At 34.8% G+C, this 11,495-nt stretch carries 12 protein-coding genes; 1 reads left to right on the top strand and 11 read right to left on the bottom strand.

Annotated features, from left to right (window positions below; genetic code table 11):
* Window positions 1-25 precede the first annotated feature (25 nt).
* A complete protein-coding gene (locus tag ACEN2H_RS06120) occupies window positions 26-2,209 on the top strand; it encodes a PAS domain S-box protein (protein ID WP_441731427.1) in 2,184 nt (727 codons plus the stop codon).
* Between the two features lie 9 nt (window positions 2,210-2,218).
* On the opposite strand, the gene ACEN2H_RS06115 is transcribed toward ACEN2H_RS06120, so the two are convergent.
* The 11 genes from ACEN2H_RS06115 to ACEN2H_RS06065 all read right to left on the bottom strand — a co-directional run bounded on the left by ACEN2H_RS06115 (window position 2,219) and on the right by ACEN2H_RS06065 (window position 11,366).
* The gene (locus ACEN2H_RS06115) at window positions 2,219-2,800 is read right to left on the bottom strand and encodes a GNAT family N-acetyltransferase (protein ID WP_441731425.1); all 582 of its coding nucleotides are present in this window, start codon (window positions 2,798-2,800) and stop codon (window positions 2,219-2,221) included.
* A gap of 124 nt (window positions 2,801-2,924) precedes the next feature.
* Window positions 2,925-3,284, bottom strand: a complete 360-nt coding sequence (locus ACEN2H_RS06110) for a hypothetical protein (protein ID WP_441731423.1) — start codon at window positions 3,282-3,284, stop codon at window positions 2,925-2,927.
* Window positions 3,285-3,391: 107 nt separating this feature from the next.
* The gene (locus ACEN2H_RS06105) at window positions 3,392-4,570 is read right to left on the bottom strand and encodes an AIR synthase related protein (protein ID WP_441731421.1); all 1,179 of its coding nucleotides are present in this window, start codon (window positions 4,568-4,570) and stop codon (window positions 3,392-3,394) included.
* Between the two features lie 187 nt (window positions 4,571-4,757).
* A complete protein-coding gene (locus ACEN2H_RS06100) occupies window positions 4,758-6,251 on the bottom strand; it encodes a carboxypeptidase regulatory-like domain-containing protein (protein ID WP_441731419.1) in 1,494 nt (497 codons plus the stop codon).
* Between the two features lie 62 nt (window positions 6,252-6,313).
* A complete protein-coding gene (locus tag ACEN2H_RS06095) occupies window positions 6,314-7,687 on the bottom strand; it encodes a CsgG/HfaB family protein (RefSeq protein ID WP_441731417.1) in 1,374 nt (457 codons plus the stop codon).
* Window position 7,688: 1 nt separating this feature from the next.
* On the bottom strand, window positions 7,689-8,093 hold the full coding sequence (locus ACEN2H_RS06090) for a curli production assembly/transport component CsgF (RefSeq protein WP_441731415.1): 405 nt from the start codon (window positions 8,091-8,093) through the stop codon (window positions 7,689-7,691).
* Window positions 8,094-8,109: 16 nt separating this feature from the next.
* Window positions 8,110-8,409 carry a CsgE family curli-type amyloid fiber assembly protein gene (locus ACEN2H_RS06085; protein WP_441731413.1) on the bottom strand — a complete coding sequence of 100 codons (300 nt, stop codon included), beginning with the start codon at window positions 8,407-8,409 and terminating at the stop codon, window positions 8,110-8,112.
* Window positions 8,406-8,735: a curli-like amyloid fiber formation chaperone CsgH gene (gene csgH / locus ACEN2H_RS06080; RefSeq protein ID WP_441731411.1), complete on the bottom strand. Its 330-nt coding sequence runs from the start codon at window positions 8,733-8,735 to the stop codon at window positions 8,406-8,408. Before csgH ends, ACEN2H_RS06085 begins: the two co-directional genes overlap by 4 nt.
* 109 nt (window positions 8,736-8,844) lie before the next feature.
* Window positions 8,845-9,369: a hypothetical protein gene (locus ACEN2H_RS06075; protein WP_441731409.1), complete on the bottom strand. Its 525-nt coding sequence runs from the start codon at window positions 9,367-9,369 to the stop codon at window positions 8,845-8,847.
* A 72-nt stretch (window positions 9,370-9,441) separates the two neighbouring features.
* Entirely contained in the window at window positions 9,442-10,425 is a 984-nt protein-coding gene (locus tag ACEN2H_RS06070) for a hypothetical protein (RefSeq protein ID WP_441731407.1), read from the bottom strand.
* A gap of 128 nt (window positions 10,426-10,553) precedes the next feature.
* Window positions 10,554-11,366, bottom strand: coding sequence for a hypothetical protein (locus ACEN2H_RS06065; RefSeq protein ID WP_441731405.1), 813 nt, complete (start codon window positions 11,364-11,366; stop codon window positions 10,554-10,556).
* Window positions 11,367-11,495: the final 129 nt, after the last annotated feature.

Genomic DNA, 11,495 nt, shown 5'->3' with positions numbered 1-11,495 from the left:
AATTAAGTTTTAAAAGTAAATTATCATGAAAATTTCTTTTGAAAAGAAAATATTTTTAGGATTTATTGTCAATGTTTTAGTAGTCATCGCTTCCGGATGGATTTTTATTGCCAGACTTAACAAGCAACGAGACCTGACAATGGACACGATATTAAACTGGATAGAAGTTTCGTTATTTGCTCTTTCAATCGTTCTATTGATCATCGTTTATTTCATCATTCGCTCCCAATTACATGCTAATAAAATTTCACGAGATTTACTTTACGAAAACAAACAATTACTACAGTCCATTACTGACAATACTTCAAGTCCCATCTTCATTAAAAAATTAAATGGGGAATATTTACTTATAAACAAACAATTTGGAGACTTATTTAAAATCTCAAATAATGAGATACTCGGAAAAACAGATCATGATTTTTTATCTGAAAAAGTAGCTGATACTTACCGAAATTCCGACATTGAAGTGGTCAAGAAACTTCGAGAACTAAAAACAGAAGAGACCATAGAACTAGAAGATGGCCCACACACTTATATTGCCGTTAAATTCCCTTTGTATGACTCTGATGGAAGGGTCTATGCTATTGGAGGGATCTCGACGGATATCACTGAAAGAAAAAGAATGGAGGATTCGTTAAAAGCCGCCGACAAGTTCTTCAATATGTCGTTAGACATTATGGTTATTGCCTCGAACGATAAATTTATAAAAATTAATAACTCACTTAGCAAGACATTGGGATATTCAGAAGAAGAGTTACTAAATCAGCCTTTTCAAAATTATGTTCATCCGGAAGACAAGGAAATTACACAGAAGGAAATTGATAAACTTAAAACAGGAGTTTCAACGATACAATTTGAAAACAGATGGATTTGCAAAGACAAATCTGTAAAATGGCTTTTATGGTCTGCTTCGCCCGATTTTAAAACAGGATTATTATATGCAGTCGCACATGATGTTACCGGAAAAAAAGATATTGAACAGTCCCTGCTTGTTGCTGACACTTTTTTTAATATTTCCTATGACATATTTGTGGTTGCTAAAGATGGCTACTTTGTCAAAATAAATGCAGCCTTCACGAGAACTCTCGGTTACGATCTGAATGACCTAGACAAAAGAGCTTTTCTATCATTGACTCATCCTGAAGACAAAAAGGCTTCTCTTGATGACATCCAGAAATCACAAAAGAAAAATTCTATTATAAGTTATAGGGCTCGTACACTTTGCAAGGACGGTTCTTATAAATGGCTGGATTGGACCAATACTTTTGACCCTCAAACAGGAACAATGTATGCGGCGGCACGAGATATTTCAAAATTAGTTGAAACTGAATCTTCATTAAAAACGGCAGACCAGTTTTTTAAAATGACATTCGACATACTTAGCGTTACAAAAGGAGACTATTTAATACAAATCAATCCTTCATTTACCAAAACACTAGGTTACAACCAAAAAGACATAATAATCATGAAATACATGGAGTTCGTCCATCCAGATGACAAAAAAACGGTGGCCGCAACCATAGCTACGCTTTCAAAAGAAAATCCCGCAGTTAATTTTAAAGATCGCATTCTTTGTAAAGACGGCACTTACAAGTGGCTGGACTGGAATGTCAATATTGATGTCAAGAATGATATTTTATATTGTGCAGCAAGAGATATTACTGAAAATGTTAGATTAGAAGAAGAAGAGAAAAAAATAATAAACGACCTCTACGAAAACGAGGAAAAGTTGCGGCTAATTGTCGAGAATATTGGCGAAGCTGTTATCGTTGCTAATTCTGACAGGGAAATAGTGCTAGCCAATTATAGGGCTAACGAAATTATAGGGATTTATGAAGACGATAAAATATCTACGACCTTAACAGATCATTTTGAACTCTATTTTCCAGATGAAAAAACAATATTTCCTTCCCAAAATTTACCTATGGAACGGGCTTTAAATGGCGAAGTAACAAATGATATTGATGTCATACTTTGGGATCCTGAGAAACACTTAAAAAAACGGGTGCTAATCAGCGGAAGACCCTTGCTAAATCAAGATAACCAAGTTGTTGCAGCAGTAGTAACAATTAAGGACATCAGCCTTTATAAAAAACTAGAAGAAGAATTAAAAGAAACAGAATCGAAGTATCGAAAATTGATTGGTTTTAAGATGGACGATGAAAAACAAGAAGATGCTTCTACAAAAACCGACAAAAGCCCTTTATAGAGTTTTTATTTAATTCGTTTTAACGTTATCAAACCATTCTGAGTTAAGAATACTTAAAATAATTGTATCCCTTCGTATATCACTATTACAATTAGGCATATGATTTCTCAAAACACCTTCTTCCTTACATCCTATACTTTTCATGGCAGCAATACTTCGAGCATTTTTGTTGTCAGCCCTGAATTCTATACGCTCCATTCCTAATTCTTCAAAAGCAAATTGTAACAACAAAAACTTGCAGTGCTTATTTAAACCTGTTCCTCGAAACTGTTTCCCATACCAGGTAAACCCTAATTGTAACGTTTTAAAATCATGATTAATTCCATAGAAACGAGTACTTCCTGCATATTTTCTAGTTTTTTTATCAAAGACAATAAAGGGGAATTCTGTTTTACTTTCTCTGGCTTTAATGGCCAATTGAATATAGTTAATTAAGTTTTCCTTTCCATCAGCTTGCAATAAAGAATACTCCCAAGTTTCGGGTTCATTTAGCGAAATCTCTAATAAATGGGCCACATCTGTTTCTTGCAATGGCCTAAGCAAAACATGCTCGTCTTCAAGGATTAGATTTTGGCAGAAATTGAAATTCATATTCGGTTATTTAAATCGATAAAGTATAAACCTGACTCTTATTAATTATAAAAGCATTAAGAAATCAAGTAAAAATACTTAATAAACTTAATGCTTACTTTTATTTTATTGCGTAAATAAAAACCTATTCGCTCATCTCGTCGTAACGTTCTGGAATTTGTGGATCATATAGTGGACACTTGAATTCTTCCATTATATTTACTAATTTGTCCATCGTTTTTCCCTCGGTACCGTAGCAATCAATTTTGATACTATGCGAAGTCGTTCTTATATGAAAAGCACCTACTCCGGTATTGTTTTTCCAACTGGAGTCGTCTACTTTTTCCCATTTTGAGAATACAGAGGAAACTCTATTCAAGATTACTTGAACAGGGAGTTCCTCTAAACCTTCAATTACTTCAGGTTCTTCTAAAATCGTTTCATAAACCTCATGATGATTTAAATAAATTCCTTCTAGATATTTCCAAAATACTAATTCGTACATGATTTTTATTTTTTAGCCCCGATAGCAGCGGCATCCTTTGTGTTCTTTCTTTAAGAACATAAAGATAGAGCGGAGAGTGAGATTAGCTTCTTCTACAAAAAGTTATATTAATATTCAAAAACGCCGTATTCACTACTGATAGTCAATTTCTTGCTATCGGCTGCTTCCACTCTACCTACAATTTGTGCATCGACTTCAAATGATTTTGAAATCGCAATAATATCATCTGCAACAGCTTCGGGAACATAAATTTCCATTCGGTGACCACAATTGAAAACTTGGTACATTTCTTTCCAATCTGTTTTAGATTGTTCTTGTATCAATTGAAAAAGTGGTGGTACGGGAAATAAGTTGTCTTTTATGATATGTAGATTTTCGACAAAATGCAGAATCTTAGTTTGCGCTCCTCCGCTGCAATGCACCATTCCGTGTATAGCATCAGAACTGTATTTGTCTAAAATTTTCTTTATAATAGGAGCATAGGTTCGCGTTGGCGAAAGCACTAATTGTCCAGCATCGATTGGGGAGTTTTCTACGGCATCAGTCAATTTTACCTGACCTGAATAAATCAAGTCTTCAGGAACGGCAGCATCATAACTCTCAGGGTATTTGGTTGCCAAATATTTTTCAAAAACGTCGTGACGTGCTGATGTCAGTCCGTTGCTTCCCATTCCTCCATTATAGCTTTTCTCATAAGTTGACTGGCCGAATGAAGCCAATCCTACGATTACATCTCCTGCGTTAATGTTGGCATTGTCAATCACTTTAGAACGTTTCATACGAGCCGTTACGGTAGAATCTACAATAATGGTGCGCACAATATCTCCTACATCAGCAGTTTCCCCGCCAGTTGAATGAATAGTTACACCAAAGGAATCTAGTTCTTTTATCAGTTCTTCAGTTCCGTTGATTATAGCTGACAAAACCTCGGCTGTAATCAAATTTTTATTTCTTCCTATTGTGGAGGAAAGCAAAATATTATCAGTAGCACCTACACACAATAAATCGTCGATGTTCATGATCAAAGCATCTTGTGCTATCCCTTTCCATACCGATATATCGCCTGTTTCTTTCCAATACATGTAAGCCAAAGAAGATTTAGTTCCTGCTCCGTCTGCATGCATGATTAGGCAATAGTCCTCGTCTTGGGTTAGGTAATCTGGGACAATTTTACAAAAAGCTTGAGGAAACAATCCTTTATCAATATTTTTTATGGCGTTATGCACGTCTTCTTTGCCTGCTGAAACTCCGCGTAGTGCATACCGTTTACTAGTATCTGAACTCATTTAATGTAGTTGTGTATGTTGTTTTTAGGCAACTTGGTTGTGGGGCAAAGATAAATATTTTTTTTCGGTTTTGCCTATTGTGATTTAGGAAGTGTTTTATGAAAAACCAGCCCTACAAAAAAAATTAGCACCAAAAAAATGCCTATCCAAAATGAATAGGCATCTATAAATTACAATCCTTCTTTTTTTATTCCCAATCTGGCATACTGGCATTAGGAAAAATAATTACGCGACTTGCATCTTCTCCGCTATTAGACGGTTTAAATACTACAATGTTTTTTACTGACAACCCATCATTAGATGTATTTGTTAAAATTAGTGCTGCCTCACTTGGAGAATAGCGCACATCCAAATCTAAACTTCCTGCCGGTTTTTCTAATCCAATTTCCAAAGTCAGACCTGTAAGAAAATCATGTTCGTACACACGTGTATCTAGCTGTCTATAACTAGGGTCCTCAAATCCTGATTTATCGTCAGTGAATATTATCTTCTGGCCCGTCACTGAAAAATTCAATCCTCCCAGCGCCCCTTTTATTCCCGAAACAACCCGATTTGTTATTACTCCTGAAGTATTTATTACATAAATTTCTGCTTTATAGCCACTAGCATCGTTCACTTTCAATGCTATTTTAGTATTATCAAAACTCCAATCACATTCTGAAATAAATTTACCATCTGGTGTTTTAAAAATTTCTGTCAAACCCGTTCCATTACTGTTTATCCTGTATAATTTATCAAAAAAAGGATATATGATCTGACTGCCGTCAGCACTCCAAGAGAAATTAATAAACTCTGAATTAAAGCCGGCAATAGGAACTGCATTTGTAACTTTAAATATTCCAGAGCCATCTGGATTCATCGTGTAAATATGATTCTGAGATCCACTTGCTCTAATAAAAGCAATTTTGTTAGCTTGGGTATTTTTTCGGGGCCTCCAACTATTCGTATTTGAATTAGTCAGTTGCAATTGCTCTCCAGCGTCATTCCCTGAGTAAATCACATTATTATCATTTGCCTTTTTCACAAATAAATAACGATCATTCGGAAACGAAGTTGTTGTAAAGGAATATACTACACTTAAGACAGCAGGACTCACTCCATCAGAGGCGGAAACCTGCCAATAATATTTGGTGCTATATTTAAGCTCCGACAAACTAAAGTTAGATTCCGCTATATTAGAATAAACAACAACGTCACTATTCGTATCATTTCTTAGCGTAATTTCATAAGTCAAAATATCATCCTCAGGATCAGATCCGGTCCAACTCAAATTTTGATCTAAATTTTGATTCAAAGCATTATCAGTTGGTGCAACTAAAACCGGGCTCAAAGGAGGTTTATTATTTGTTGTGGAAAGCTTGAGTTCAAAAACAATAGTAGTAGTTCCATTAACATTGACCGTTGCCGACTCAAATTTTGTAATATAATTTTCTTTTTGAGCTTCAACAGAATACTGACCTACTTTTACGCTAGGAATCGTAAACTTACCCTCCACATCTGTAAAAACAATACTAGAATTTGGGTTGGAAAATACTTTTACATTTTCCATAGGCTCAAAAGTAACAGCACTAACCACTTTACCTTCAATTACACCAAAGTCTTCTCCAGTAATTTTCTCCTCACTGCAAGAAGAAAGCATTATTAAAAGAAAGAAACTAAATTGGATACATATATTTTTCATTATAATTGAATTAAGATTTATTGCTGCTATATTTGTTAGAATAGATTGGTTTTAACCTCTATTTATTTAAACACATTGCTTTTTTTATTAGAAAAGTAATAGGTTAATCCGAAACCAAATCGATAATAATAATCATCTCGCACTCCTCGTTTGATATAATCAATATTATCGCTAAAATTAAGGTTGTGCTCTGCATATAATTTAATTCCAACTTTCTTAGAAACCATGTATTCCAGACCTGCACCATATTGAAATTTGAAATGTAAGTTTTCGAAATTCTTATTCATCCCATACCCAATTCCACCAAAAACAAAGGGGCTTAATTTATCTTTTGGTAATAAAATAAATTCTGCGTTAAGATCGTAAGTAATATAACCCGCATCCAAACGCTCTTTATTCGCAAGATTAATCACATTAGTAGAAGCACTCAAATTAAATCCTAGAGTAAAAAAGTATTTTAACGCTCCGCGACCCATAGGTCGCAATAATGGATTGGCATAATCCCCATCCATCAATGTAAGACCTCCTGTAAATTCCATAGCAAACCGAGACCTTCTGGCGATTAAAGTTCGATCATAGATTCCTTTTACATCGGCTTCTGCTTTTTCGGCTTCGAATTTGGCCAATAACGAAACTACTTCTTCTTTAGGAATATCTGCTTCCCAAATTTTATCTTTAATTCCTTCCAAAACAAGTGAAGAAACCGCTTTTTCAATAGCCTCTGTCACGGCCATTTGTACCGGTTCATTTGTAGTATAACCTGTTTCAACTTCTAATAGTCTCTTGAAATTTACATATCTAAACAAACTTTGATCCACCGCTTGTGATAATATAGTTTTGGAAATATAAACTGATTTTAGAATTTTTCCATTTGATGTAGATATCATTCTAAGATAAATAGTCACCCGATCTTGTCTGTATTTGACTGAACCTCCAGCGCCAAAATAGCGCGCACCAAAACCACCCGTTATAATATTGGAGTCATACGAAACAATACCGCCTTCGAGCAAGATTCCAGCATATAGCAAAGGCGTAAGTTGTGGTTCATTTGGATTGGCATTTTTGGTGTATTCCTGTCTGGTGGAACGAATCAAATTCCGTTCCTGGAGTAAGTTCCCTATATTTTCACGCTCAATTGGAACAAACCAATTGGAATCTTCCAATGCCTTAATTAAGATAGAAGTTGCGCCCTGGGTAACAGCCGTGCTAAAGGTACTTCCATTCTCGGCAGCCTTGTATTGACCTGTTTGATCTCTAAATTTATAAATCCCAACCACAATTGGAGTTTTAGGTTTTGGGAGTGCTCTCAAGAGTGAAGTTGCTGGAGTAGTTTCTCCAATAATGGCATTTTCTACCCCTGTGGGTTGATTGTAATAGGCTCCACATCCAAAAAATAAAAAAAGGAAGGGTATAATCAAATAAAATTGGATTCTCATGTTATTGTTTTGGGATGATTACTTGGGTTTGCTCACCGGTATTAGTATCCAGAATGTCAACTATTAAGCCTCCTTCTGAAGGATAAACTTCTACAGATAAACTACCAAAACTATAGCTACCCTCTGAAATTCCTCCGGTTCCAAATTGTTGCGTAAACAAGGAGCGGGATACTTGACTCAGTAATTGGGTGTTTAAGTTTTCAGTGAATCGTTCTAATTCTGTTTTTGCAGTACTGATATTACTAGCATTCTCCTTTAATTTATTTTGCGACTCCGCTGAGCTTAAAAGCCACTGATAATTGAAAGTATCACCACCAAATGCTGGATTACGAGGCTTATAAACCAAGTCCTGGGCGCTCAATGAAGTAGAAACAAAAAGGAGAATTGAAATAATTAAAAACTTCATAGCATTTATAGTAAAATTAATATTGAGTGAAATATTTACTTTGTTTTTCTAAATTTCTAAAATATACTGACGTCGCATTGACAGATTCTTTAGCCACAGCGGTTAGAAATGCTTCGTCTGGCCGCGTCAAAAATTCGTAGATGACTACGTTTTCAATACTAATACTAATTTTAGTGTTTCGACCAAAACTCAATTCCTCGATTATAGAAACAATCTTCGCTGAATCAATATTTTTTTGATTGTATTCGTAGTAATAGTAATCGTAAAAATCCTTTCCTACCTTGGTTTTAGTATCATCAGAAATAATACCTGTCAATACAAATCCGTCAACGGGGAGGCTCCTGTTTTCTTCCTTTTTTTTTCATTGCCAAGGACCACTCTATCCTTTCCAATTAATTTTTTATTTTCATCATAAAAAAGTAGTAAAACGATAATCTCATCGTCTTTAGAAATATTAATCTGAGTGCTGGATAAATTTTTAATTTCGCCGGGATCCAAAGTAAAAATTCCTTCCTGAGCATTAGTAGAGTTATTATTTGAATGCTGTTTTATAACTGATAGTTTATAGGTCAAACTCTGAATGATCTCCGATAAATTCTCAGCAGTTCCTGTTATTCTTATATTCCCTTCTATTTCTTCCATTTGAATCTTTGCTTTTACTACAGTATTACTCAACTGGGCATAAGAAAAACTGATTTGAAAAAAAAAAAGAATAAAAGTAAAGAGGTAATAAAAAAGTTTCATATTAATTTTATTGATTGACAATAATAACAGATGCCCCATTGCCAGATTGAATTACTTTCATGCTTTTAGAAAGTGAATTACTTCCAATAATCTCAATCTTTTGATTGTCGCCTTGCTGAATGTATTCGGTATTAACCTCCTCATTCATCCTTAACGAAAAATCTCTGATGCTGTTATTTCTACCATTTTGGTAAACTTCTTGGGTAATACTACTAGCTTGTTTGTCTAATATAAATTCATTGTTATCATCCGTTTGAGTCACCTTAAGATTGATATAGGGTGCTTTTAAATTAGTATTGACATAATTATTTTGGCCCACTTGGTCAATTATAACCAAACTGAAATTTGAACCAGAAACAGTTCCTTTCGTCTGCTCTTCTTTCAAACTTGAAATAAAATGCAAGGTGTTTTTCTTAGAATTAAAAACAGAAGAGCTATACTGATTAAAACCTGCATTTTCTTCTTCTTCCTGTGAAAAAACTACAGTAGAAAAAAACAGGCAAAAAAAGATGTTTAAACAAAATAGTTTCATGTTTTCGTGATTTAAAAAAATCAGGATAGTAAATTAAATCTCCTATCCTAATTTATTGATTAGATTAACTTCTTAATTTTGCTGACTAACCATAATGGTATTACCATCACCATTAGAATAAGCAACACTAACATGACCAGAACCATATTGCTGAATATTGGCTGTATTGTTTGAACCAATTTGCAAGGTGCTTTCGGTTAAATTCATCCCATCTTGATAAGATATTGCTAAATTTCCTTGACCATATTGATAGTGATACGATCCATTTCGATTCCCTTCTGAAATACCGTTGGCTCCAATTTGAGTTTGTCGAGAATAATTATCGGTACCTCCTTGGCTGGCATAAGCATATCCCCAATTTCCATCTTGTATTTGACGGGCTTCGTTATTACCATGATCCAAATAAGGAACGTTTAAGCCATCGACAGCATTTATTTGTTCTCTCGTAAAAGTAGAAGAGGAAGGTTTTTCATTCTCTGTTGTTCCTTGATCAACAGTTGCTTGGTTATCATCTCCTGTTTGCTCTTGCACCGCCAAATCGCCTCCAAAAACTCCTCCAGAATTAGGAATTTCAACTCCACTGTGATCTTCATCTTCATCCTCATCCTCGCTATGATCATTGTCTTTTTTAGGTCCTCCTTTTGGTTTTTTGTGATCATCTCCTCCTTTTCCTCTTCTACTCACATCACCCACACTAGAAGATCCCATTTCATCCTGCCAGATAGTAGCACTATTATTATTCCCAGTTTGAGTTTGATAAGCCTCGTTATTCCAGTTGTTTTGTGAAATATAAGCGGTATTATCCATTCCGTTTTGAGATACTTCGGCAAGATTACCAAAAGAAAAGCGACTGTTTGAAGGATTAATTCCCTGATCTACAGTTGCTGAATTTCCATTATTTATTTGAGTAATTTGAGCTACCTGAGTACCTCCCATTTGATCCACATATGCACCGTTAGAATTTCCGGTCTGGCTCACATTACTGTCATTGTTCTGAGCAAACGCCACCACACTTATCGAAAGCAGGGCTAAAATGCTGAAAATTATTTTTTTCATGATAAGTGATTTATATCTTTAGTAAGTTTTACATACTGAAAAGTGTTCTTGGACTACACTTTGGCTTAAAAAAAATTGGGATAGCTGAACAATACAACCATCCCAACTTTTTAGAAATAAACTACTAATTAGTTGTATTGACCCACAGTTATATTGTTACCCATTCCATTTGAATAAGAAACATTTCTATGACCATTACCAGACTGTATTACAGTATCAGTGTTATTTGTACCAATTTGAAGAGTAGCTGTTCCTAAATCAGAACCTGTTTGAGTAGAAGTTGCAACATTATCGTCACCATATTGGTAATGAGATGATTCATTTATCATTGTATCATCCATTGCTACCCCAATAGAATTTTGAGTTTGTGTAGAAACATTGTCTTCACCACCTTGGCTAGCATAAGCATAGTTATAATCCCCATCTTGTGTTTGGTAAGCTTCATTAGATCTATGAGAAGCAAATGGAACAGTTACTAGATCCGCAGCTGCTTCTTGAGCATCAGTAAAAGGAGGATTTTCTGGAAGTCTATTTCCTGTTGTTCCTTGATCAGCAAGTGCAATGTTGTTATCACCCGTTTGAGTTTGAACCGCTTCATCATGTCCTGAACTTTGAGCGTCATTTTGCCAGATTTTAGCAAGATTGTCATTCCCTGTTTGAGTTTGAGTTGCATCATTTGCATGACTACCTTGTCTAATCAAAGCTTCATTATCCATACCATCTTGTCCTACTGTAGCATCATTCCAGTTTCCTACCTGATAAACATCAGACGCATTACCATCTTGAATTTGTGTAACATCGGCGTCATTACTGTTACCAGTTTGTTGAACATTACCTCTGTTGTTGTCACCTGTTTGACTAACTTTACTGTCGTTGTTTTGAGCCATAGCTACTGAACCTACTAATAGCATCGCGGAGACGCTTAAAAAAACTTTCTTCATAATAAATATATTTAATTGGTTATATTACATTTTATTATGAAGGTTTTAAAAAATATGATTTGGGGAAAACACAATTTTTAAGGGCAAAAAATAAATAAAGTCTTACACTTATTCCGTTTCTTTCTGTTA

It is taken from the genome of Flavobacterium sp. W22_SRS_FP1, assembly GCF_052113685.1.
Lineage (GTDB): Bacteria > Bacteroidota > Bacteroidia > Flavobacteriales > Flavobacteriaceae > Flavobacterium.
This window is presented reverse-complemented; position numbering and strand designations above follow the sequence as displayed.

What these genes read in the sequence shown, in the direction of transcription:
- ACEN2H_RS06105 (WP_441731421.1), bottom strand. Translation starts at nt 4,570, where the DNA reads ATGAGTTCAGATACTAGTAAACGGTATGCACTACGCGGAGTTTCAGCA.
- csgH (WP_441731411.1), bottom strand. Translation starts at nt 8,735, where the DNA reads ATGGAAGAAATAGAAGGGAATATAAGAATAACAGGAACTGCTGAGAAT.
- ACEN2H_RS06100 (WP_441731419.1), bottom strand. Translation starts at nt 6,251, where the DNA reads ATGAAAAATATATGTATCCAATTTAGTTTCTTTCTTTTAATAATGCTT.
- ACEN2H_RS06090 (WP_441731415.1), bottom strand. Translation starts at nt 8,093, where the DNA reads ATGAAGTTTTTAATTATTTCAATTCTCCTTTTTGTTTCTACTTCATTG.
- ACEN2H_RS06065 (WP_441731405.1), bottom strand. Translation starts at nt 11,366, where the DNA reads ATGAAGAAAGTTTTTTTAAGCGTCTCCGCGATGCTATTAGTAGGTTCA.
- ACEN2H_RS06075 (WP_441731409.1), bottom strand. Translation starts at nt 9,369, where the DNA reads ATGAAACTATTTTGTTTAAACATCTTTTTTTGCCTGTTTTTTTCTACT.
- ACEN2H_RS06110 (WP_441731423.1), bottom strand. Translation starts at nt 3,284, where the DNA reads ATGTACGAATTAGTATTTTGGAAATATCTAGAAGGAATTTATTTAAAT.
- ACEN2H_RS06120 (WP_441731427.1), top strand. Translation starts at nt 26, where the DNA reads ATGAAAATTTCTTTTGAAAAGAAAATATTTTTAGGATTTATTGTCAAT.
- ACEN2H_RS06115 (WP_441731425.1), bottom strand. Translation starts at nt 2,800, where the DNA reads ATGAATTTCAATTTCTGCCAAAATCTAATCCTTGAAGACGAGCATGTT.
- ACEN2H_RS06095 (WP_441731417.1), bottom strand. Translation starts at nt 7,687, where the DNA reads ATGAGAATCCAATTTTATTTGATTATACCCTTCCTTTTTTTATTTTTT.
- ACEN2H_RS06070 (WP_441731407.1), bottom strand. Translation starts at nt 10,425, where the DNA reads ATGAAAAAAATAATTTTCAGCATTTTAGCCCTGCTTTCGATAAGTGTG.